The organism is Brachybacterium phenoliresistens, from assembly GCF_039530785.1.
Lineage (GTDB): Bacteria > Actinomycetota > Actinomycetes > Actinomycetales > Dermabacteraceae > Brachybacterium > Brachybacterium phenoliresistens.
In genome coordinates this window covers 79,211-100,201 of the sequence record NZ_BAAAOW010000003.1, presented here as the reverse complement: position 1 = coordinate 100,201, position 20,991 = coordinate 79,211, and the positions used below count along the sequence as shown (strand labels likewise).

The 20,991-nt window shown below is 68.8% G+C and carries 21 protein-coding genes and 2 pseudogenes; 12 read left to right on the top strand and 11 right to left on the bottom strand.

What is annotated here, in order from left to right:
* Positions 1-480: 480 nt before the first annotated feature.
* Positions 481-879, top strand: a pseudogene (locus tag ABD234_RS08035) (DUF933 domain-containing protein); the annotation flags it as partial.
* Here ABD234_RS08035 and ABD234_RS19185 read toward each other — a convergent pair.
* Positions 868-2,193, bottom strand: a complete 1,326-nt coding sequence (locus ABD234_RS19185; protein ID WP_486303385.1) for an ApeA N-terminal domain 1-containing protein — start codon at positions 2,191-2,193, stop codon at positions 868-870. The pseudogene ABD234_RS08035 and the gene ABD234_RS19185 overlap by 12 nt on opposite strands.
* Between ABD234_RS19185 and ABD234_RS08030 the strand changes: the two genes are divergently transcribed.
* On the top strand, positions 2,122-2,556 hold the full coding sequence (locus tag ABD234_RS08030) for a hypothetical protein (protein ID WP_344355074.1): 435 nt from the start codon (positions 2,122-2,124) through the stop codon (positions 2,554-2,556). The two genes, ABD234_RS19185 and ABD234_RS08030, sit on opposite strands and share 72 nt — an antisense overlap.
* A gap of 434 nt (positions 2,557-2,990) precedes the next feature.
* Here the strand turns inward: ABD234_RS08030 and ABD234_RS08025 are convergent, their stop codons facing one another.
* Positions 2,991-3,704 carry a hypothetical protein gene (locus ABD234_RS08025; protein ID WP_344355071.1) on the bottom strand — a complete coding sequence of 238 codons (714 nt, stop codon included), beginning with the start codon at positions 3,702-3,704 and terminating at the stop codon, positions 2,991-2,993.
* Positions 3,705-3,923: 219 nt separating this feature from the next.
* On the opposite strand from ABD234_RS08025, the gene ABD234_RS08020 reads away from it, so the two are divergent.
* Together ABD234_RS08020 and ABD234_RS08015 are read left to right on the top strand one after the other, a co-directional pair.
* The gene (locus tag ABD234_RS08020; protein WP_344355068.1) at positions 3,924-4,910 is read left to right on the top strand and encodes a phospholipase D-like domain-containing protein; all 987 of its coding nucleotides are present in this window, start codon (positions 3,924-3,926) and stop codon (positions 4,908-4,910) included.
* A 471-nt stretch (positions 4,911-5,381) separates the two neighbouring features.
* Positions 5,382-6,212: a hypothetical protein gene (locus ABD234_RS08015; protein ID WP_344355065.1), complete on the top strand. Its 831-nt coding sequence runs from the start codon at positions 5,382-5,384 to the stop codon at positions 6,210-6,212.
* A 157-nt stretch (positions 6,213-6,369) separates the two neighbouring features.
* Here ABD234_RS08015 and ABD234_RS08010 read toward each other — a convergent pair whose 3' ends face one another.
* Complete coding sequence (locus ABD234_RS08010) at positions 6,370-6,990, bottom strand: hypothetical protein (RefSeq protein WP_344355062.1); 621 nt, start codon at positions 6,988-6,990, stop codon at positions 6,370-6,372.
* 108 nt (positions 6,991-7,098) lie between these two features.
* On the opposite strand from ABD234_RS08010, the gene ABD234_RS08005 reads away from it, so the two are divergent.
* A complete protein-coding gene (locus ABD234_RS08005; protein WP_344355060.1) occupies positions 7,099-7,887 on the top strand; it encodes a helix-turn-helix domain-containing protein in 789 nt (262 codons plus the stop codon).
* Between the two features lie 427 nt (positions 7,888-8,314).
* Complete coding sequence (locus ABD234_RS08000) at positions 8,315-9,766, top strand: MFS transporter (RefSeq protein WP_344355058.1); 1,452 nt, start codon at positions 8,315-8,317, stop codon at positions 9,764-9,766.
* Positions 9,767-9,811: 45 nt separating this feature from the next.
* Here ABD234_RS08000 and ABD234_RS07995 read toward each other — a convergent pair whose 3' ends face one another.
* The 7 genes from ABD234_RS07995 to ABD234_RS07965 all read right to left on the bottom strand — a co-directional run bounded on the left by ABD234_RS07995 (position 9,812) and on the right by ABD234_RS07965 (position 15,608).
* Positions 9,812-9,976, bottom strand: coding sequence for a hypothetical protein (locus ABD234_RS07995; RefSeq protein ID WP_344355055.1), 165 nt, complete (start codon positions 9,974-9,976; stop codon positions 9,812-9,814).
* Positions 9,977-10,127: 151 nt separating this feature from the next.
* Positions 10,128-10,373 carry a hypothetical protein gene (locus ABD234_RS07990; protein ID WP_344355053.1) on the bottom strand — a complete coding sequence of 82 codons (246 nt, stop codon included), beginning with the start codon at positions 10,371-10,373 and terminating at the stop codon, positions 10,128-10,130.
* Between the two features lie 47 nt (positions 10,374-10,420).
* Positions 10,421-10,981, bottom strand: coding sequence for a hypothetical protein (locus ABD234_RS07985; RefSeq protein ID WP_344355050.1), 561 nt, complete (start codon positions 10,979-10,981; stop codon positions 10,421-10,423).
* A 427-nt stretch (positions 10,982-11,408) separates the two neighbouring features.
* On the bottom strand, positions 11,409-11,966 hold the full coding sequence (locus tag ABD234_RS07980; protein ID WP_344355048.1) for a dihydrofolate reductase family protein: 558 nt from the start codon (positions 11,964-11,966) through the stop codon (positions 11,409-11,411).
* Positions 11,967-12,211: 245 nt separating this feature from the next.
* Entirely contained in the window at positions 12,212-12,778 is a 567-nt protein-coding gene (locus tag ABD234_RS07975) for a hypothetical protein (protein WP_344355045.1), read from the bottom strand.
* A 130-nt stretch (positions 12,779-12,908) separates the two neighbouring features.
* On the bottom strand, positions 12,909-14,642 hold the full coding sequence (locus ABD234_RS07970) for a DEAD/DEAH box helicase (protein WP_344355042.1): 1,734 nt from the start codon (positions 14,640-14,642) through the stop codon (positions 12,909-12,911).
* A gap of 9 nt (positions 14,643-14,651) precedes the next feature.
* Positions 14,652-15,608 carry a GlxA family transcriptional regulator gene (locus ABD234_RS07965; RefSeq protein WP_344355038.1) on the bottom strand — a complete coding sequence of 319 codons (957 nt, stop codon included), beginning with the start codon at positions 15,606-15,608 and terminating at the stop codon, positions 14,652-14,654.
* Positions 15,609-15,678: 70 nt separating this feature from the next.
* Here ABD234_RS07965 and ABD234_RS07960 point away from each other — a divergent pair, with 70 nt between their 5' ends.
* Positions 15,679-16,629, top strand: a complete 951-nt coding sequence (locus ABD234_RS07960) for an NADP-dependent oxidoreductase (protein ID WP_344355035.1) — start codon at positions 15,679-15,681, stop codon at positions 16,627-16,629.
* 31 nt (positions 16,630-16,660) lie between these two features.
* Here ABD234_RS07960 and ABD234_RS07955 read toward each other — a convergent pair whose 3' ends face one another.
* Positions 16,661-17,284, bottom strand: coding sequence for a TetR/AcrR family transcriptional regulator (locus ABD234_RS07955; RefSeq protein WP_038370702.1), 624 nt, complete (start codon positions 17,282-17,284; stop codon positions 16,661-16,663).
* 105 nt (positions 17,285-17,389) lie between these two features.
* On the opposite strand from ABD234_RS07955, the gene ABD234_RS07950 reads away from it, so the two are divergent.
* The 5 genes and pseudogenes from ABD234_RS07950 to ABD234_RS19180 form a co-directional block, all read left to right on the top strand.
* Positions 17,390-17,932, top strand: coding sequence for a dihydrofolate reductase family protein (locus ABD234_RS07950; RefSeq protein WP_344355030.1), 543 nt, complete (start codon positions 17,390-17,392; stop codon positions 17,930-17,932).
* Between the two features lie 78 nt (positions 17,933-18,010).
* The gene (locus ABD234_RS07945) at positions 18,011-18,679 is read left to right on the top strand and encodes a YdeI/OmpD-associated family protein (protein ID WP_344355027.1); all 669 of its coding nucleotides are present in this window, start codon (positions 18,011-18,013) and stop codon (positions 18,677-18,679) included.
* A 140-nt stretch (positions 18,680-18,819) separates the two neighbouring features.
* Positions 18,820-19,725: a DUF2268 domain-containing putative Zn-dependent protease gene (locus ABD234_RS07940; protein WP_344355025.1), complete on the top strand. Its 906-nt coding sequence runs from the start codon at positions 18,820-18,822 to the stop codon at positions 19,723-19,725.
* A 13-nt stretch (positions 19,726-19,738) separates the two neighbouring features.
* Positions 19,739-20,515 carry a MerR family transcriptional regulator gene (locus ABD234_RS07935; protein ID WP_344355022.1) on the top strand — a complete coding sequence of 259 codons (777 nt, stop codon included), beginning with the start codon at positions 19,739-19,741 and terminating at the stop codon, positions 20,513-20,515.
* A gap of 43 nt (positions 20,516-20,558) precedes the next feature.
* Positions 20,559-20,783, top strand: a pseudogene (locus ABD234_RS19180) (helix-turn-helix domain-containing protein); the annotation flags it as partial.
* Positions 20,784-20,991 lie beyond the last annotated feature (208 nt).

Here is a 20,991-nt window from a genome sequence, read left to right as displayed (position 1 = left end):
CCTTGTAGTACCCGTGTCGGCACTTGCCGGAGCTTTGCTCGGCGGATACCTTACGCAACTTACTGGAGGTTGGGTCGCGGAGCGACGTGAAGATCGTCGACTTCTAAGAGAGGCACGTGCGGCTTTAGAGCGCTGGGTCGCGACCCGTACTGGCCCTCTCGGTCTGGGGTATCCAGGAATATCTCCGGACGACATGGCTCCAATCGAAAAGCGGTCTCGGGAAGAGTTCTTTTCTCGGCATTTTCAAGCAACGTACGAAGCAAAGGCGGCCCTCGGTTCGGTGCGTCGGTTCGACGAAAGAATTGGGCGGGTGCTCGATAAGGAGCGCTGGGACTTGCCCATCGAAAGTGTCGGAGAGCTCCGCGAAGCGCTAACGCAAGCTGAGCGGCGGGCGAAGCTCACTCAGCGGGAGACGAAAGCTTTGCTTGTCGATCCGCATGCTCGATAGGGGCTTAACCGGACTGGAGTTGAGCAATCTGAGACGGCCTGGCCGATACCGCCATGCAGCAGCAGCTGCGGGAGGCCGGTGCCCCGGCCGAGGCGATCTTCCTGGACGCCAAGTTCGAGTCCGAGCTCGTCGAGCTCGACGAGGACGAGGCCAAGGAGATGCTCGAGTCGACCGGCCAGGAGGGGTCCGGCCTGGACAAGCTGGCCCGCGTCGGCTTCGACACCCTGAGCCTGCAGACCTACCTCACCGCCGGCCCCAAGGAGTCCCGCGCCTGGACCATCCCGCAGGCCGCAGGCGTCATCCACACCGACTTCGAGCGCGGCTTCATCAAGGCCGAGATCGTCTCCTTCGACCAGCTCCTCGAGGCCGGCTCCATGGCCGAGGCCAAGGCCAAGGGCTGGGTCCGCATGGAGGGCAATTCAGAGTTGCTTGTCAGAGCTGCGCTTCCACTTCCCGCCTTTATCCAGGGAGAGTGTGTATGCGTCCAGCATCTGCTGAATCTCGTGGAAGCCGCCGTCTCGTCGGTAGGGGGCGAGGAGTTCTTTCTCCTTGCCCGTCAGACGGATAGCGAGGAGACGAACGATCATCTGATTTACCTCGCTCACCACATGAGACTCGTCGTGCTGGGGGAAGTCGCCGCGATCGAAGTGCTTCACGTCGTTGTAGTTGTTGGCTACGGCCCGAGCGAGGCTGACCCGGTCAGCAATGGGATCCGGCCAACGGGCGTCGAGCACGTCAAGGCAACGGAAGGCATGCGTAGCCGTAGTCGGCTTCGGATTTCGGGCCCTGCTCCATGTTTCTCGCTCCCCTGGTCGCTCCCCGATAATTCCACCGGCGGCCTCGATGCTCATCGACGTCGAGACGATGAGATCCTCAATAAAGTTCGCAGGATTTCCCAGAGCGCCGGCGCTAGGCAGGATGAATCGCTTCCAGGTCTCGTAGTTCTCCGACCAGGTCTCGAGTCCCTCAGACCCAATCTGGGTCATGTGTGCAAGGGGGTGCCCGAGCTTCTTCGTAGTGGGGACCTCATTGCGGCGCTCTCGGTAGCTGTAACTGCTTACAACTTCGATCTCCGGGCGCTTACTGGCGCTTGTTGCGAAGAGTTCATCGCGCAGGTTGTGTTCCCGGAAAGACAGTGGTAGGCCGAACAGGAAGACCATCAGGTTTGCGACCTTGCGCTGCTCGGCGAAATGATCCAAGAAGGACATTGGGCCTGAGTTAAAAGAACTCTCAACAAATGCGTAGTCCTGCAGGGAAATGTGGCGGTTGTAGCCGTCCTCGTTGGTCGCGTAGCGCCATCCTGCTCGGATGGCCATCGTCACTTCGCCCTGTCGCCATGTCAGTCCATCGTTTTGCTGGATGTGCATTTCGACAGTGCGGACCTTGTTGGCCTCATTGAGACCGTTCTTCTGCTCTACACACGACAGCCTCGACCACTCATTCAAGCCATCCAGTCGGCTACGAAGTTCCTCTATGACCAGCGGAGGTTCGAGAGGACCAGGACGCACGCCGAATGCTGTGACCATCGGCCGTAGGGTGCCAACGGATGTTCGACTTCCGCCCCACGTCTCAGTTTGCCCACTCCACGCGATGTCAAAGAGCGAAATGGTCCCATCTCGGGTGGCGAAGAGCATGTTGCGCGGCGGCGATTGGTCCCGGAACCACGTGAGCACGTGGTTGAACTGCTCGATGCTCGGATCAGGCAGGTAGGGGACCTCGACCGTTATCCCTCGCTCCTCCGTCATCAGAATGGTGGCCCCAACGTAGGGAGTTCCATCGACACCGTCGATCAGCAAGCCGCTGAGGCTGTCACCAAACTCGAGTCGCTTCATTTGCATGGGCCGAGTGTCGCACAAGGGTCTGACGCTCGAGCTGTCTCGATCGGTTGTCGCGACAAGTGGCGCCACCTGCAGCGGCTCGGCGTGGCGTACGTCCGAATCGAGTTCGTCGAGACGCTCGACCAGATGGACAGGTCCCCGGGGGCTGATCAGATCGCGGCGTGGCTCGCGCAGCTGTCTGAAGAAGAGGTCCTTGAGCGGATGTCGCGGTTCCGGGCGAGCTTCTCCCGCGACGCCGAGGTCATGCTGCACACCTCTGAGGCGCTGTAGGGAATGCGCGACGAGGTAGCAGAATTCGTCCGTGCAGAAGACGCATGAAAGCACGAGATTGCCTACGGGGGCGCGTCAGCCTGTACCCTTCTGAGATCGGACCACTCCGCCTTCCCTCACGAATCCTTCGCCGTAGATGTCAAGAGGAACACCACGCGGTTCTTGAGCTCGCTGTTGATTATTTTCCGAGCCTCGTCCTCACCGAGCGGTTCCAAGCCAGCTTCGGCCACCGTTGGGCGGCGTCATCCGCTTCGCCGTCCACTCGTTCGCCGCGAAGGACGGGGAAGAGGCGTTGCGTCCGTTCTACGGCATGTGCTGTGCCGTCTTCGACGGATAGGGCCCGCCGGGGGCATCTGCCCGCACTTAGTTCTTGCGCGTTCTTCGCGGGTCCGCCTCGACGACGTATCCGGAGCGCCGTCGCATGTCCCTGGTCGTCAGTCCGGCAACTCTCGAAACTCTCCCGGTGGCATTCCCTTGCGCTCCGCCCATCCGCGCACGTACAAGAAGAGCTCCTCAGTGGCCCGGATCGAAGCCCCGTAGACTTCTTGCCAGAGTGACTCTGGGATGACGTGAGGTTGCAGGGGCACGCCCATGAAGAGCTCGGACTTGCCGGAGACCTGCACGGTCGCGAGCATGTGGCTGAGGGAGAAGTGGACCCACCCAGAGGTCTTGTCATAGACCTCCGGGGCCCAAGGATGCGCTGCCGCTGCTAGATCCTTCAGTCGTCCGTCGTTGAGGGTCTTGCCCTCGGAGTCCTTCATCCGCCGGAACTCCTTTCCCTCCAGTAACCTCATGGCTAGCTCGTCGGAGTTGCCGCTGGCGGCGTAGTGTGCGCGAAAGAGTGTGTCGAGTTGGAGTCGGAGCAGCGGAGCAGCGGCGTGGATGTTGTAGGAGTCGACCGCGTCGATCAAGGCATCGACGACGCCGTAGCTGCGCTGGATCATCGCAATGACCAGAAGGTCGGTCGGAAACACCTGGCCCTCTGCCACGGAGAGAGCCAGGTTGGCGACGTCGGGGTGCTGCCTCCGGAGCGCGTCCAGTCGCTCCCGCGATGGCAACAGGTCCGGAAAGGTCGTCGCCGAGCTATCGGGCGGCACCGGCTTCGGCTGCCGTGGGGGCCTACCAGTGGCTGTGTGCTGTTCCTCCATGCTTCTACTATCCACTGCCGCTATCCCACTTTGGCCAGATCGGCCGGACCACCTCCAGCGTTTGAACAGAGCGAAGAGTGTTGAATCGCACCTTGGAGGCGCGGCTCAGTGGCGCCTCGTGCGCAGGGGGGCCTGAGACAATGCCACGCGGATTTGTGCGGGTTGCGCGGTCCGGACTGTCGCAGGGGCGACTGGGTCACTCTTGGTTACTATTGGTCCATGCTTGATTCGCAGGGCGTTATCGAGAGCGCTCGAGACTGGTTTCGCACCGCCCTGGCGAGTGTCGACGGACCGGTGCTGCTGACCAGTCCCTACCTGGCCTACGACGTGTGCGCGCAGGTCGCGGCTGCGGCCCAGGGCAGCCCGCACTCGTTCGTGCTGCTGACCACCCTGGACCCGAGTGCCGTCGCCAACGGCTACCTGTCCGTCAAGGGCCTCGGACGACTACTCGAAGCCGGCGTCGAAGTACTCCACGCCGAGAGAGTCCACGCAAAGTGCTTCTTGGTCGGCACGCGTGCCATGCTCGGATCCGCGAACCTGACTGGCGCGGGCCTGGGCAGCTCAGCGTCCCCGAATAGGGAACTCGGCGTCGAGCTCTCACCCGACGACGCGCAGGACGCGAGGCACGCCATCGAGGCGTGGCCCGCCTGCGTCGTCACCGAATCCGACCTGGTCGGCCTCCTAGCGAAGTCCGAGAGACTCACGCGGCAGCCCGCCGGGCAGCACGACGACCTCGACGCGACGACGGCTCTTCAGCTTGCCGAGCAGCTGCTTGCCGACGCGCGTGACCCTGGCCGTGGACTCTGGTTGAAGTTGGAGTACGGCGAGCCGGCGCTGGACGGATGGCGAGAAGACTCATGGTTCGCCAGTCCCAAGAAGGGCAGGCCGGGCTTCCGCGCGGGAGACCTGGTCGTAGTCTGCGCCAAGGACACCCACGACTGCTACGCGGTCGTCGAAGTCGCCTACGACCCCGAGTACCGGCCTGAGGACTACCTCGTCTGGACGACTGAGCATGACCCGGAGGCTGCTGACCGCTGGCCGTGGATCAACCGGACCAGGCCGCGGCTCGTGCCAGACGAGCTCATGGGGCTTAAGTTGCACGAACTGGGAGTGAGTGGCCAGGGACTTCAGAACGGCCATGTTCGTCTCCAGCTGGACCAGTTCACGGCAGGGGTTCGGGCCTTGGCGCGCCTCGCAACGGCCTGACGCGTCTCCGGGCGGCAGTCTGGTCCGATGGATGCCTCGCCCCGTCAACGACGCTCAGCGTACCGCCCTGGACGCCGAGCGGCCGCACATTCACACTGAGCTTCAGCGCCGGTCAAACTTGCGCTGTCGAGGACTTCCAAGCCCCAACGACGATCATGGACGATCAATTCCGTGAAATGCTCATCTGCTACGTGACGTGGTCGAGTGGAGGTTCGCGCTCTAACGTATTCCAGCAGTCTGCGGGGACAACAATAGCCCGAGCAGTGAGATCTGGTTCTCCTCTCGCTGGGACGACGACGATGTCCATGCCCAACCGGTCGTGGAGGTGCGATGTCTCCGTGCGCTGAGTGACGGAGACGACGTGTCGGTTCTCAGGCCGGCCTGGCAGCGGTGCGCAGACGTGCACCGTCGTCCGGTCGGAGGAGCGCCGTGATCGGCGTGCACGTCGACGGCCCTGGCTAGGCTGTCCGGGTGCGCCACCAGCAGATCCTCGACAAGCTCGCGGTGGGAGCGGTGGCTCCGACCGCGAGGGACGAAGTGCGGATCCTGGCGCAGAAGAGCTTCTACTCGGCACGGCACCAGGGGCTGGAAGGCGCTCAGCACGCTGACGTCGTGCCCGCTATCAAGGAGCGGTGGCACTTCGCGCTCGACGCGGCCCGCCCGGGCGTGGATGCCTCCGAGAGCGAGCGGATGAATGCCTACAAGGTCGCGATCGCCCTGGCCACGGCATTGCACGAGGTCGGATTGACCGATCCTGAGCTCACGGAGCTGGCCGTCGACGGAATCCACGAGCTGAACGACGCTGTGTGGCTGGGGGAGGACTTCCTGCGCCGAACCGACGACATGATCGCGCTGCTGCGGTCCTCACCGGCCCCGCTCACCAGGAAGCCGACCACGCGGGAGACCATCACGTTCACCCGCGGTGGCGATCTCCTCGCGATCCGGGTGCGCAGGCGCTGGGTGGTCGGGCATGTCCACGTCGTCGATGGTCCGAACGCGTATCCGCATATCGAGCTGTACGAGCGCACCTTCGCTCGTCGGCCCGAGGCTTCCGAGGTCGTGGGGACTCGCGCGTGGGGGTATGCGTATCTCGGCCGCGACCAGGCGAACGTCACCCGCCTCATCGTGTCGGGGCTGCGCCACCTGCCGGATCCGGCAGAGCAGATCCACCTCATCGCGAGCGGAGTCACGGTGCCGCCGGACAACGCACATCTGTTTGACGAGCAGATCGTCGGCACCCATGTCGACCTGTTCGAGCTGCTCGAGATGGCGCGATCAGTGAGCGGCGAGCCGCAGCTCTGACGCCGCCGCACGCCGTTTCCGGAATCGGCCGTTTCGTGACTTCCGCAGTGCGCGATGACGGGTCGATCTCGTCGGCCCGAGTGATGGTTCTCCGCGCGGGAACTCGGTGGAGTTCCGCTTCAACGTGGAGGCGTTATGTGCCGGGGAACCGGTCAGGTCAGACCAGCGCGTGCTGGGCCCGGTAGGCATCGCGGCAGGCGACGGCGCAGAATCCGATGGTCTCGCCGTCGTGTTCGAGCGTGATCGCGCGTGGTCCTGGACGGACCAGCATGCCGCACATGGGGTCGACCAACATCCCGTCGGGAACCGGTTCGCTGCGGCCTTCTTTCACGGCTTCCTGATAGTCGGCGACCATTGCTTGCAGGACCTCGTCGGCGGTCGACGACTTTCCGTCCATGCCGATGCTGCCGTCGACGATGCCGTTGATCAGCACCCACAGAGAGCCGGGTGCACGTGACCAGCCGTGCTCGTTGTCGACGCGACGGACGGCGGCCTTGATCACTCCGATCATGTGGCGAGCGGTCTCGTCCTGCCAGGCCTGAGGCACGGACACGGAGGCGATCACGGGCGGCGCAACCTTGCTGTCGACCGGACCATCACCGGTGTGCCAATCGGTAAGCTCCCGAAAACCCAGATGGGCCATCTGCCGGGCCCGGCGCATCGTCTCGGCGGGCGCGTGGTCATCGCTGAGCGCGATGGTCCAGATGTGCTCGACGATCCTGCTGCGGTCCGCTTCGCTGAAGTGCCCGGCAGGGCACGAGATCTCGATCAGGATCATTGTCTTCTCCTTCGGCTCGGATGCCCCCAGAGTCGCTGGAGATGCTGCGCGGTGTCGATGACCTCCGAGGTCATGGATCGGCCACCCAGGTGCTGCGAGACTGCCCGCATGAGTACTGTCCATGCTCCTGTCGGCGCACTCCTTCGGCGATGGAGGATGCGGCGACGCCGCTCGCAGCTCGACCTCGCTGTCGCTGCGGACGTGTCCACCCGGCATCTGAGCTACCTCGAGACGGGGAAGGCAGCTCCCAGCCGCGCCATGATCGCCCGGCTCTGCGATGAACTGGACGTCCCGCTCCGCGATCGGAACACGCTGCTGCTCGCAGCAGGGCTTGCCCCCGAGCACACCGAACACCCCTGGTCGGAGCTGGGGCTCGCACGCGCTGCGATCCAGGCGGTTCTCGATGGGCATGATCCGAACCCGGCGGTAGCGGTCAATGCCCGTTGGGACGTCCTGGCCTCGAACCGGGCCATGTCCTCCATGCTGTCGAGCCTTCCCGCGACCGTCGCCGGCCCGCCGGTGAATATGCTTCGCGCCACGCTCCACCCCGACGGAATGCTCGGCCAGCTGGATGACCCGGGACGCTGGCGCGACAACGCTCTGCGTCGAGCCAGGCGACAGTACGAACACACCGCCGATTCCGGCCTGAAGGCTCTGATCGCCGAGATCGAGCACTATCCGATCCCGCCCGCCGCCGACCAGGACATCGAGGCTGACGAACTGGTCGTGCCCATGCGGCTGCGTACCCCGCTCGGCGAGCTGTCCCTCTTCTATGCAGTGACCGTCTTCGGGGCACCACGCGACATCACCATGGACGAACTCGCGATCGAGTCATTCTTCCCCGCAGATGAGGCCACCCGCGCCCTCCTGCCGCAGCTGATCGCCGGTGTCACCTGATCACGGCACGGAAAGAGAGACCTCCACTCCTGCTCGGAGCTGCGCCAGTGCAGATCCATCTCGTCGCGAACGGAGGCACGGTGTCGCCGGACTCCGCGCATCTGCATGACGAGCAGATCATCGACACCTCGCCGACTTCTCCCTGGGGGCATGCGGGTTCCGGTCGACGACGGCGGGGCTGATCCGGCTCACGTCGTGAGCGGGATCCGGTGTTTCGCGCACGGCCGGCGGGGCAACGGATCTCGCCGCCCGTGCAGCCCGATGGTGTGACCGGATCGCCGTGGCGGTCCGTCTCCGCGCGGCCTAGACTGCGAGCATCGGGGTAGAAAAGTGCACCGGGTCGTGCGAGTTAGTCGCTCGGCACCGTGCACCGCGCAGACACGACACGCAGGGTGCCGTCACTCCTTCATCGGACTGAAGGAGTGTCATGTCCTCGCCCCGTCCCATCCTGTCCTCCCCGTCGTCGCGGCGGACGCCCGTGCGCGCGTCCTGGCTGCCGTTGGCCGGTCTGTCGGCCGTGTTCCTGATCGAGATGCTCGACACCTCGATCCTCACCGTGGCCCTGCCGACCATCGGCCGCGACCTGCATGCCTCGGGTATCGCCCTGCAGTGGATCACGCTCTCGTACGCGCTGGTCCTCGGCGGGTTCATGATCCCGCTCGGCGCGCTGGCCGACCGCGTCGGCAGGCGCCGCACCATGGTCCTCGGCCTGGGGATCCTGGCCGTGGCCGGCCTGGCGGCAGTGCTGGTCACCGCGGTCTGGCAGCTGATCGCGATCCGTGCCATCACCGGCTTCGCCGCGGCGATGACCGCGCCGGGCTCCATGGCGCTGGCCTTCCGCCGCTACGGCACCGACGAGCAGCGCGTGAGGGCGATGAACGTCATCGCCACGGTCGGGCTGGTCGGCATGGCCGTCGGCCCGATCGCCGGCGGCTTCCTCCTCGCCGTCGCCCCCTGGCAGGCGCTGCTGGCGATCAACGTGCCCATCGCGCTCGTCGCCGCCATCGGCATCCTCGGCGGGATCCCCGCCGACGCTCCGGAGGACCTCCGCCGTGCTCCGATCGATGTCGCCGGAGCCCTGCTGGGAACGATCGCCGTCCTCGCCGTGCTGCTCGTCCCGACGCTGTTCGCCGGGACCGGCGCCGCGTCCGTCGGGCCGTGGGCGGCCCTGGCCTGTGCCGCGATCGCCGCAGCGCTGTTCGTGATCCGCGAGCGCCGCGCCCGGCATCCGATGATCGACCTGCACCTCATCGCCCGCCCGCTGGTCGCGAGCGGACTCCTGTTCAAGGCGGCCGGGTCCCTGGCGATCGGGGCGCTGGGCTACCTGGTCACGCTGCATCTGCAGCTCGCTTACGGGTGGACGCCCGGGCAGGCCGCCCTGGGCATGCTGCCGCAGGTCATCGTGCTCATCGCCGGCGGCACGCTGATCCGCCCCCTGATCGCCCGCACCGGGATGACGAGGGCCGCCCGGTACTCCTCGGCCGGGATCGTCGTGGGCCTCGCCCTGTACGGGGTGCTCGGCACGCACGGCTACGTCTGGATCGCCCTCTCCCTCGCGCTCGTCGCCGCCGGCATGCGGATCGTCAGCGTCGTTGCCGGCACGAATGTCATGCGCGGCCTCCCCGAGGACCGCACCACCATCGGCGCGGCCCTCGCCGACACTGCGGGACAGGTCGGCGCCTCGGTCGGACTCGCCCTCGCGGGCCCCCTCCTGAACGCGCTGTTCACCGGCGCCCTGACCGCCGGGGACTGGGGCGCGCGCCAGCATGGAGCTTTCGACGCGGCGATCACCGCGGCGGGCCTCGCCCTGGCCGCAGCCGCCGCTGTCCTCGTCGCCGTGGGAATCCGGCTGTCCCGCGGCCGGCTGTCGCACCTGTAGGAGCTCTTCGCCGTTGATGCTTCGCAGGGCCCCGGGGGGCTGGCGCTATTGCCGCCTTCGCGTGACCTCGCGGACGGTGATCATGACGGCGGCGAGAAGGTTCAGCGCGCCGGCGGCGAGGGTGACGCCTCCGAAGAACAGGTCGCGCTCGATGACGATCGCGCCGACGCTCACCCCGCCGACGAGCATCCACACGCCCAGGACGGTCATGGGAACGCCGCCGACGGACGGATGCCCCGCTTTACCCTGCCTGCTTGACAAGACCAGCCTTCAAATCAGGTGAACGGCGGGTCGCCCTGGTTGATGCGAACCAAGAGGCCCTTCGGTGCTGATGCTCCGAAGGGCCTCTCACGCGCCTGGCTCACTGCCGTCGCTGCAGCTTCTTCCTGCGGGATCGAACAGCCTTCATCGAGCCGCCGACGAGGAGCAGGAGTCCCGCAGCCAGGGCGACGCCGCCGAAGAAGTTGCTCTGCTCGAGGGTGATGGATCCCAGCGTCACGTCGCCAGCGAGCACCCAAGTGCCCAGGATGAACATGACGAAGCCGAGGAAGATCACGTCCGAAGCCTCATCGAGGAAGCGACGCGGCTGGCTGCCACGAGAGCTCACGGGGATCTCCTTTCATGAACGACGAAACCAGCGTAGAGCACTGAGACTCACAGGCCGCAGGCCTGCAGCGCCGCGACCCCCGTCAGCTCCTTGCCGATCTCGATGATCTCCTTCTCGACGGTCCGGCCAGCGATGCCGCGCGCCCCTTTGAAGATTCGCGCGACCAGCTTCGGCCCATACTTCGCCGTGAGCTTGCCGAGCCGCCATGCCAGCTTCGCGACGCGTGCGGCCGGAAAGACGGTCATCACGACGAACCCTGAGATCGCCGCCGCGCACAGCGCGACCTCCGAGACTGATGCGGCCTGGGCCTGGAGCGCACCATCCGCGCCGGACGATGTCTGCTTATCGAGCGCAGCCCCCGCTGCCGACAGCTCTCGGAGCTTGTCGTCGTCGAGCGTGTATCCGACCACTTCCCCCTTCTGATCGAGCACCTCATAGACCTTCGTGCCGTCATCGTCTGTGTCGACGACCGCCCCACGCCGCTGCCCCGCGGGAAGCGTCGACTTCGCCGGATCCGCGAGAGCTGCTCCGCCGGTGGCTGCCACTGCAGGCACCGTAATGCACGCTGCGATAAGCGCGCGCCGTCCGAGCATCGACTTCTTCGACATTGAATACCCCTGTTCTCATCTGGAGGAGGCGCGTTGGTCAGCGCCCCCGACGTCAACCTATAAACGAGGTGTCCGGGTCCGACATGTACTTGGGTCCCGTCTTCGGGCCTCGCCCGAAGTCCTCATGTACCGCGGCCCCCCGAGGCCTGGGACCCCGGTCCTAGTGGGAGCCCCACCATGGGTGCAACGGTCTACGACGAAAGTCTGTCGAGGTCCACCCCGCCATCGTCGTCTTCGGAGATGCGAGCTGCTATCGATGGGCGGCGTCGTCGTTCTCGTAGGCTGCGATGACGAGCTGAGCACGGTCACGGGCGTGGAGCTTCGACGTAAACGCTCCGAACTGTGCCTTCTGGGTGGCGAGGGAGCCCCGTCTTGACGCCGAGATCGACTCCTGGGCCTGAGGCGGCCGTCCGCAGGGCGCGCCGCCTCAGGACGAGGCCGCGTCCGGACGCGAGTACGTCAGCGCGAGATTGCCCTTCGGGAACGTCCGCACGTCGATCAGCTTCAGCCGCGTGACCTCGCGGAACAGCGGGCTGCCGCCGCCGTAGGCGAAGGGGCCCACCAGCAGGTGGTACTCGTCGACGAGGTCCGCGCGGACCAGGGCCTGGGCGAGCCGCACGCCGCCGTGCGCGAGGATCGGTCCGCCGTCCTCGGCCTTCAGCCGGGCGACCTCGGTGGCCAGGTCCCCGGAGCAGACGGTGGTCCTCTCCCACGGGGTGTCGAGGGGCGAGCGCGAGAAGACGACCTTGGGGATCGAGTTCATCGCCTCGGCCTCGGGCCCTTCCTGGAAGGGCCAGTGCCCGGCCATGTCGCGGTAGGTGCGGGCGCCCATCGCGTGGACGCCGGCCGAGCCCAGGAGGGCGGCCATGTGGGCGATGAACTCCTCGTCCTCGTCGTACTCCGGGAAGAGGTCCTCGCGCATCCCCGGGGGCGGCGCGGAGTACCCGTCGAGGGACAGGCTGTGTCGGAGGATCAGCGGACGCATGGCGGCTCCCATGTTCGGTTCGCCCCCCGCCGACGGGAGGGCGGTGAGCCTACGGTACTCGCGTGAGTCTGCGGGGCCCGGGCGTCAGCAGGGGTACGGTCGGTCCGGCGCCGGCAGGACGGCACCGGTCGGGACCGGGCCGCGCGGCCCGGACATGGGCCGCCAGCCGGTGCTGCTGCCGAGGACGCGGCGCGTTCCGCGGGGGAGGATTCGTCCCCGGAGCGGCCGCGAACTCGTCCGGGCCCTCACAGGCGGTACTGGGCCAGCTGCATCGCCTTCGGTGGCTCGGGGGCCGCGGCGATCACCGCGCGCGTGACGGCGAGCTGCTCCTCATCGACCGCGGAGGCGGCGAGCTCCCAGGGGGCCAGGACGTGCTCGAGCATCATGAGGGCGCGTTCTGCCCAGAAGCGCAGCGTCGGGTGGATCCAGCCGGAGATCTTGAACTGCCCGCACGCGGCCGCGATGTAGGCGTCGATCTCGCCGTGCAGGAACCGGGCGTTGTCGGCGTGGGCATCGAGCCAGGCGACGATCTCCTCCTGCGAGCTGTCCCAGACGGCCTCGGGCACCAGGCCCCAGTCGACGATGAGGGCCGCGATGCAGCCGGGCACGTGCGCGTCCGTCCCTCCCTGCGCGAAGTGCTCGTGCAGGGTGCTCAGCGTGTCGTGGCCGTCGTCGGTGCCGAACGGGGCGCGGGGATCGTCCTCGCTCCAGAACCAGTCCGGGGCGACGGCGACATAGGCCGGGTGGCTGGTGGCGGGCGACAGCCCGTCGTCGTCGCGGTCGAGATACGGGACGGGCGTCTGACGGGCCATGGGTTTCCCTGCTTCCAGGAGATGGGCATGTCGCGGGCCGGGCGGCTTCACGATAGCGGGCGCGCGCCCCGTGAGCGGTCGAGGGGACTCGACGGCCGGCCCGGCAGAGCCGAGGCACAGATGCCTCGTTTCACCCGCCGCCCTCGGTCAGCGAGGCGGGCGGAAGCCAGTCGGCCCCGAGCAGCCGGGCCAGGTCGGTGAGGCCGGCGGTGTCGCCGCCGACGGTGTCGGAGGCCGCGGCGATCCGCTCCACCATCGCCTTGGAGACCTGCTCCTCGACGGTGCCCTCGGCATAGGCGATGTGCCAGGGGGAGACCTGATGGTCGCGGTGGGTGCGCCCGGTGACCTGCCGGCCCGCGATACCGGAGAAGCGGGCCTGATGGAACAGGCCCACCCGCGGCTCGGTGCTGGCCTGCCGTCCGCCGGGAAGGGTCTCGCCGGCGTGCAGGCTGATCGAGGCGACCGTGGTGAACACGCAGACCTTCGCCTGCCCGGTCTGGAACCGCAGCCGCTCGGCCTCGACGTCGAAGCGGTCCTGACCGTAGATGGTGGCGACCTCGAGGCCCAGGTCGCGCAGCCGCTCGGCGATGGGGTCGGCGGCGGTGGCGACGAACTCGACCGAGCACGCCACCTGCCGTTCGGCCTCGACCTGCTGGGCGATCCAGGCGACGGTGGAGTCCACGCGGATCAGCCCGGCCTTCTGGCGGAAGCGCAGCAGCGCCGCCCGGCCCTTGGCAGTGCTCCGGCCGCGCCGGGCGATGTCCATGTCACGGCAGAACTCGCCCCATTCCGCCTCGTACGCCGCACGCTCGGACGGCGTCAGCGTCACCGGCATCCCCGAGATCGGCACCGGCCCCCACGGCGCCGCGCGGTGCAGCATCGCCGTCGGCCGCTGGTCCTCGAGCCAGCCGCGCACCCGCGCGAGATCCTCCGCCCGGCGGGTCGCATCGGTGGTCCACGTCGCGCCGTACCGGCCCCGTTCCAGCGAGATCCCGTGGCGCTCCAGCGCGGAGGCGAAATCGGCCCCGGGCTGCTTCGTGGAGGTCCAGCGCGCCATCGGCTCCCCGTGGGCCTGCGCGTAGGCGGGGGCGAGGTAGGGCAGCTCGAGCGGCGTATGACCGGGCGTCGCGGTCGTCGCGATGACGAACGGCGCCTCCTCGTGCGGGCGACCATGGCCGGAGACCGTCGCCCAGAGCTTCCACCGTTTCGTGGTGGTGCGGCGCAGCGCATGCGCCTCATCGGCGATGATCACGTCCCAGTCGTGCTCGACGACCTTCTTCAGACGGTCCCAGGTGATCACCACCCAGGTCAGGCCGCCGTCGCCCAGCGCCGTGATGGTGCGGCACCAGTGCCCGATGGTGATCGCCGCGGGCCGGTCGGCGACGACCAGCACCCGCTGCGCCGCGCGGAGGGAGCCGACGGCCGTGGCCCCGAGCACGGCGGAGATCGTCTTGCCGACGCCGGGCTCATCGGCCAGCAGGAACTGCCGCCCGCCGGCCTGGGCGTGCGCGGCGATCGCATCGGCCGCCTCGAACTGGTTCTGCCGGGGCTCGAGATCCTCGGCCGGCTCCGGGGTCGGGGCGGGGCTGTCGGGGTTGAGGGTGTTCTCGAGGAACCGGCCCAGGGTGTGCGGTCCGGGAGCGTAGGGCGCCAGATGCGCGGGCAGCGCGCGGCCGACGAACACGTGCATCGAGACCGCCGGATGCCAGGACGCCCCCTCGACCTGGGTCCCGTAGGGGACGTCGAGCACCCACAGGCGCTCGCCGGGGCCGACGAACGGCAGCGGCCGCTGCGTGCCGCCGGCCCCGGTGCGGGGCGAGGACCTGCGGCGACGGCGGGTGCTGGAGCGGCGAGAAGGGGGCACCGGAAGACCCTATCGGGAGCGCTGGAACGTCCGGCGGTACGCCGAGGGCGTGACGGCCATCGCGGCATGGAAGTGCCGGCGCAGCGAGGTGCCGGTGGCGAAGCCGACCTCCTCGGCGACCCGGTCGATCTGCAGGTCGCTGCTCTCGAGCAGATGCCGGGCACGGGCCACCCGCTGGCCGATGATCCACGCCCCGGGGCTCACGCCGACCTCGGCGGTGAAGCGGCGCGAGAAGGTCCGCGGGCTCATCCCCGCCCGGCGGGCGAGGGCGGCCAGGTCGAGGGGCTCGCGCAGGTGCTCGAGGGCCCAGCTGCGCGCGGGGGCGGTGCCGGCGCTCCCGGGATCCGGGACCGGCTGCTCGATGTACTGCGCCTGCCCGCCGTCGCGGTAGGGCGGGACGACGCAGCGGCGTGCGACCGCGGCGGCGATCTCGCTGCCGTGGTCCGTGCGCACGAGATGGAGGCACGCGTCCACACCGGAGGCCGCCCCGGCGGAGGTGAGGATCCGCCCCTCGTCGACGAAGAGCACGTCGGGGTCGAGGTTGACCCGCGGGAACCGGCGGCGGAAGAGGTCGGCCAGGTTCCAGTGCGTGGTCGCCCGGCGGCCGTCCAGCATCCCCGCCGCGGCCAGGATGAACGCGCCCGTGCAGATCGAGACGATCCGCGCCTCGGCGCGGATGCGTGCCAGGGCGCCGGTGAGCGCCCCGGGCAGCTCGGCGGGGATCTCCGCCGGCGTGATCGAGGCGATGACCACGATGTCCGCGCTGTCCAGGAGCTCGGGCCCGTGCGGGACGTCGATGACGAAGTCCGAGGCGGTGCGGACGGGCCCGCCGTCGGCGCTGCACGTCGAGACCTCGTACAGCCCCGGGGCGGCCTCGAGGATGCGGCTGGGGATGCCGAGCTCGAAGGGGTAGACCCCGTCGAGCGCGAGCACCGCCACCTGCTGGACCTGCCCCGGAGCGACCATGGCACGATCATATCGAAGGATGACCTTCTTGCCATGTCGGCGGCGCTCCGGAGACGGCATCGTGGAGGACATGACCACGTCACACACCATGCGAGCCGTCACGCAGCACTCCCTCGGAGGCCCCGAGGTCCTCGAGATCGCCGAGGTCTCCCGCCCGGAGCCCCGTCCCAACGAGATCCTCGTCCGCGTGCGCGCGGCGAGCCTGAACCCCACCGACTGGAAGCACCGCGTCGGCGGCGGCTTCCTCGGGGACCCGCCCTTCGTCCTGGGCTGGGACCTCTCCGGCGTCGTGGAGGCCGTCGGCATCGGGGTGGCCCGCTTCCGGCCGGGGGACGAGGTGTTCGGGATGCTCCCCTACCCGTACGGCCACGGAGCGCACGCCGAGTACGTCGCCGCCCCCGCCCGGGTCTTCGCGACGAAGCCCGCCGCCCTGGACCACATCCAGGCGGCGGCGCTGCCCCTGGTGTCGCTGACGGCCTGGCAGGCCCTGGTCGAGAACGCCGATCTGGGGCCCGGGCAGCGCGTGCTGATCCACGCCGCCGCCGGCGGGGTCGGGCACGTGGCCGTGCAGATCGCGAAGGCCCGCGGCGCGCACGTGATCGGCACCGCGAGCGCCCCGAAGCACGACGTCCTGCGCGAGCTGGGCGTCGACGAGGCGATCGACTACACCAGCCAGGACGTCGCCGAGGCCGTCGACGGCGTCGACGTCGTGCTGGACACGATCGGCGGCGAGACCTCCACCCGGTCCCTGCGCACCCTGCGGCCGGGAGGAACCCTCGTCTCGATCCTCCCCGTCGGCTCCGAGGACCTCTTCCGGGAGGCCGAGCGGCGCGGCGTCCGGGCCGTGCGGATGCTCGTCGACTCCTCCCGCGCCGACCTGCAGGCCATCACGGAGCTCGTCGAGCAGGGCCGGCTGCGGCCGATGATCGCCGAGACCGTCCCTCTCGAGAGGATCGCCGAGGGGCACCGCCTCGGCGACACCGGCCGCACCACCGGCAAGATCGTCGTCACCATGGGGTGAACGGCACGGCCCCGGAGCGTGGCGGCGCGCGTCAGGGGGAGGCGCAGCGCGCGGCGATCGTGCGCGCGGCCTCCTCGACGACGCGCCGCTGCTCCTCCTCCGTGATCGTCCAGGTGCCGTGCACGAGGCGAGGCCAGAACACCGCGGAGGCGATCATCCCCAGGAACTGGGCCGATATGAGGTCCGGATCCTCGATGTCGGCCCGCCCCGCCGCGTGCTCCGCCCGGAGGTAGCGCCCGAGGGCGGCGAGCACCGGCAGGGTCCCGAAGTCGAAGGTGCGCTCCCGCAGCTCCGGGAAGGTCGGCGACTCGGCGATCACGGCGCGCATCAGGGAGATCATGCGCGGGCGGGTCAGCAGCTCCGTGTACGCGCGGCCCAGCTCCACCAGGCCGCCGAGGAGATCTCCCGTCGGAGGGTCGACGACCTCGGCGTCGGGCGAGCCGCCCGCGGCGAGCACCGTCGCCTCGAACAGCTCGGCCTTCGTCGGGAACTGCTTGAACAGGGTCGCGCGGGAGACGCCCGCCTCCCGGGCGACCCGGGCCAGGGACGTGCGGTCGTACCCGGACTCGAGGAACAGCCGCATCGCCGCGTCGAGGATCGCGGCGCGGTTCGTCGCGGCGATCCCCTGGTGGTACGGGGAGGGCTGGGCTGGCACGGGTCGAGTATCCCATGAGGTGAGTCGGTTGACTCACCACTGGTGGCCCGGTACCGTCTGAGAGGTGAGTCGAGTGACTCACCATCTACGGGACAGGAGTCGATCATGGCTCGGACGATCATCCACGCGACGATGACCCTCGACGGGTACATCGCGGAATCCGACGGAGGGGTCGACTGGATGTTCGGTCGCCCGTCCGCCCCCGAGGACGACGCGGTCGTCCAGAAGGTCCTCGCACGCATCGGCGCGGTGGTCGGGGGAGCGAACGCGACGCAGACGATCGAGGACGGCGAGATCCCGTACGGCGGCATGCTGAAGGTGCCCGTGTTCCTCATGACCCGCACCGAGCACGCACCGATCGAGCGCGACGGCATCACCTACACCTTCGTCGTCGACGACATCGCGCAGGCGGTCGCCGCGGCGGAGCAGGCGGCGGGCGAGGGCTGGGTCAGCCTGCTCGGAGGGAGCATCGCGCGGCAGTGCCTCCGGCTGGGGCTGGTCGACGAGATCCACCTCGACGTCGCGCCGGTCCTGCTGGGGGAGGGGATCCCGCTGTTCGCCGGGCTGGGACGGCACATCGAGCTCGAGCGCCTCGAGACCTCGGCCTATGCGAGCGAGACCCACCTCCGCTACCGCGTCCTGCGCTGAGTTCCTCGTGCCGGCGGCCAGGGGGCGGCCGGCTGCGCGGCACGGCGCCGCGCGCCGGGCGCTTCGTAGACTGGGCGCATGTCCGATGATCCCGGAACCCCCGGCGGCACCGCGGAGCGCCCCGCGATCTTCTTCCGCGACGCCGCGGAGTTCCGCAGCTGGCTCGAGCGCCACCACGCCACCGAGACGGAGCTGTGGATGGGGCTGAAGCTCGCCCACGTCCCGGACCGCGGGCTCACCTGGGGCGAGGCCGTCCTGGAGGCGCTGTGCTTCGGGTGGATCGACTCGGTCTCCCAGAAGATCGACGCGGACTCGCGCCGCCAGCGCTGGACGCCGCGCAAGGCCGCCAGCACCTGGTCGAACGTCAACATCGCGCACGTCGAGCGGCTGACGGCGGCCGGGCGGATGCACCCGGCCGGCATCGCCGCGTTCGAGCGCCGCACGGCCGCCCGCTCGGGCACCTACTCGCACGAGAACCCGGAGGCGGAGCTCGCCGCCGATCTCCAGGCCGTCCTCGACGCCTCGCCCGGCGCCCTCGCATTCCTCTCCGCGGCGACCCCCGGGTACCGCAAGGCCGTGCGGCACTGGATCATGTCCGCCAAGCAGCAGGCCACGCGCGAGCGGCGGGCGCGCCAGCTGGTCGCCTGCTGCGAGGCCGGCGAGCTCATCCCGCCGCAGCGTCCCGGCCGCACCCCGGCATGGCTCGCCCGCGCGGCCGCGGCGGGAGGCTCCGCTCCGCGCGGCTGAGCGGCCCGCGCCCTATGGTCCGGCCGACGGGCGAGAGGTCGCGATGGTCTCGCATGTGCGGCTAGCTGCGCTGACCAGACACGTTGATCGAGACGGCGGGGTTGACCTTGCCGTAGCGTCAATCTTTACCGTGCACTGACATGACAATCACGATGATCGACAGTGCGCCGGGAATGCGCGCAATGTTGGCGAGCAGGCCTGGGCGGTGGCCGCAGGCGGTCCGGCAGTTGTGGGAACCGATGGCCGGAATGTACTTCTTCATCCCCGGCGGCCCCGACCTGGTCGCTGTCCACGGCCAGAACTTCGGCTTCGGCCAGAACGCGCCACGCGAGCAGGTGGAGGACGCCCTCCGGGCTCTAGAGCAGGCCGACGCCTGGCAGCGCGTCGAGCGGGCCCTTACCGAGGGCGCGCGGGACCTGGCCGCGGCCGGCCCTGACGTCAGGATTCCCGACCTCACGGTGCTCCTCATGCTGGGCGACCCGACCAACTCGCACTTCATGGACGAGGTGAAGGGCCTGTCGGCTTTCGGCGGGATGAGCAGCTACATCGCCATCACCATCTGGCCCACCGACGAGGTTCTGGGGCGGTTGGAGGCGATCGCGCTGCACGAGCTGCACCACAACGTCCGCTACTCACCGGGCGGTGTCGTGTGGAACCCGCAAACCGTGACCGTCGGCGAGCACGTCGTCGCCGAAGGGTTGGCCGACCTGTTCGCCGCGAGCACCTACGAGCGACGCGGGTACACGCACTTCGTCGCCGATGAGACTCGCAAAAGTGACGAGGTGCTGCGCCGGGTCGCCGAGGGGCTGAACGTCACGGGCATGCAGGACTTCGCGGCGTGGGTGCTCGGGGACACGAGCGCCCGCCTCTTCGGCTCCACACCGGTTGGGCTGCCCACCGGTGCCGGGTACGCGGCCGGAGCGCGCATCGTCCGGACCTACCTGGACGCGACGGGCCGTACGGCCGCAGAGTGCGTAACCACGCCGTCCGCCCAGATCCTGGAGGTCGCTCTGCCACAGTTGAGCCTGACGCGCGGCGAAGGCTGATAGGAGGACCGAGATGGTGGAGTGGACCGTCCGCGAGCTCGCGGCCCGGGCAGGGATCAGCCCGCGGACCCTGCGCCACTACCACCAGATCGGCCTCTTGACCCCGGATCGGATCGGGAGCAACGGCTACCGGTACTACGGCCCCACCGCTGTTGCTCGCCTGCAGCGCATCCTGCTACTGCGCGAGGCAGGGATGTCCTTGCCTGCCATCGCCGATGCCCTGGCCGAAGAGGACGACCAAGCCTCCGAGGTCGGGGCCCTCGAAGCACAGCTTGCCCAGCTGCACTGGGATCACGACGCCCTCGCGCGACGCATCACCGCGGTCGAGCACGCCCTGGAAATGCGCCGCGCGGGCCGTCAGCCGCGGATGGACATGATGCTCGAGGGCTTCAACGACCGCTACGAGGACGAAGTCACCCGCCGATGGGGCCGCGACGTGTTCGAGCAGTCCAACGCGTGGTGGCACGCCAAGAGCATCGACCAGCAACGTCAGTTCCAAGCAGACGCCGAGGAGCTCCTCGCTGTCTGGGGCCGCCTGCAGCAAGCGGGAGGCGACCCGTCCGACACTACGGCCCAGGAGCACGCCGCGAGGCACGCCGCGTGGTTCGCGCAGGTCCCAGGCACCCCCGCTCACTCTGGCGACGCCGTTAACACTCAAGACATGCTCCACGGCATGGCCGACGCCTACCTCAACAACCCCGACTTCCACCGCGCATTCGGCGGAGCCGAAGCCGCCAAGTATGCGAGCCGGGCTCTGCACCATTACGCGGCGCGGCAGCACCCAGAGTGACCAGCGCCGAGGGGTGGCCAGCCATCCGCGCAAGGAGATCCGCATGTCACACACGAACGCAGCGCTCACCCCGCGCCACCGCCTGATCGTCGCCCGCCTCGTCGTCGATGACGACTGGCCGATCAGTGAGGTCGCCGCCCGATTCCAGGTCTCCAGGCCCACCGTGAAGCGGTGGGGCGACCGCTACCAAGCCGGGGAGTCGATGCAGGACCGCTCGTCAAGGCCGAAGGCGTCACCTGGGGCCGCGGCCGGCGACCTGATCCGACGGTTCGGCATCCGGGCGAGCTGGTCGGCCCTGATGCTCGCCCTGGCGGCCTCGACGGTGGTCCTCGCGGTGCTCCCGGGCGTCCTGGCTGTGGCGCCGCTGGCCTCCGCCGTCTTCGGCGCCTCCTACATCGCCCTGAGCGGGCTGCTGCTGATCTGGGGGACCGAGGTCTATCCCCAGGCTCCAGCCGCGGGGGTGGGGCTGGCCTTCC

What these genes read in the sequence shown, in the direction of transcription:
- ABD234_RS07940 (WP_344355025.1), top strand. Translation starts at nt 18,820, where the DNA reads ATGACAATCACGATGATCGACAGTGCGCCGGGAATGCGCGCAATGTTG.
- ABD234_RS07935 (WP_344355022.1), top strand. Translation starts at nt 19,739, where the DNA reads ATGGTGGAGTGGACCGTCCGCGAGCTCGCGGCCCGGGCAGGGATCAGC.
- ABD234_RS08025 (WP_344355071.1), bottom strand. Translation starts at nt 3,704, where the DNA reads ATGGAGGAACAGCACACAGCCACTGGTAGGCCCCCACGGCAGCCGAAG.
- ABD234_RS07975 (WP_344355045.1), bottom strand. Translation starts at nt 12,778, where the DNA reads ATGGCCCGTCAGACGCCCGTCCCGTATCTCGACCGCGACGACGACGGG.
- ABD234_RS08010 (WP_344355062.1), bottom strand. Translation starts at nt 6,990, where the DNA reads ATGATCCTGATCGAGATCTCGTGCCCTGCCGGGCACTTCAGCGAAGCG.
- ABD234_RS07965 (WP_344355038.1), bottom strand. Translation starts at nt 15,608, where the DNA reads ATGGTCGCTCCGGGGCAGGTCCAGCAGGTGGCGGTGCTCGCGCTCGAC.
- ABD234_RS07985 (WP_344355050.1), bottom strand. Translation starts at nt 10,981, where the DNA reads ATGTCGAAGAAGTCGATGCTCGGACGGCGCGCGCTTATCGCAGCGTGC.
- ABD234_RS07950 (WP_344355030.1), top strand. Translation starts at nt 17,390, where the DNA reads ATGGCTCGGACGATCATCCACGCGACGATGACCCTCGACGGGTACATC.
- ABD234_RS08000 (WP_344355058.1), top strand. Translation starts at nt 8,315, where the DNA reads ATGTCCTCGCCCCGTCCCATCCTGTCCTCCCCGTCGTCGCGGCGGACG.
- ABD234_RS19185 (WP_486303385.1), bottom strand. Translation starts at nt 2,193, where the DNA reads ATGACGGAGGAGCGAGGGATAACGGTCGAGGTCCCCTACCTGCCTGAT.
- ABD234_RS07945 (WP_344355027.1), top strand. Translation starts at nt 18,011, where the DNA reads ATGTCCGATGATCCCGGAACCCCCGGCGGCACCGCGGAGCGCCCCGCG.
- ABD234_RS07980 (WP_344355048.1), bottom strand. Translation starts at nt 11,966, where the DNA reads ATGCGTCCGCTGATCCTCCGACACAGCCTGTCCCTCGACGGGTACTCC.
- ABD234_RS08020 (WP_344355068.1), top strand. Translation starts at nt 3,924, where the DNA reads ATGCTTGATTCGCAGGGCGTTATCGAGAGCGCTCGAGACTGGTTTCGC.
- ABD234_RS07995 (WP_344355055.1), bottom strand. Translation starts at nt 9,976, where the DNA reads ATGACCGTCCTGGGCGTGTGGATGCTCGTCGGCGGGGTGAGCGTCGGC.
- ABD234_RS07960 (WP_344355035.1), top strand. Translation starts at nt 15,679, where the DNA reads ATGACCACGTCACACACCATGCGAGCCGTCACGCAGCACTCCCTCGGA.
- ABD234_RS08005 (WP_344355060.1), top strand. Translation starts at nt 7,099, where the DNA reads ATGAGTACTGTCCATGCTCCTGTCGGCGCACTCCTTCGGCGATGGAGG.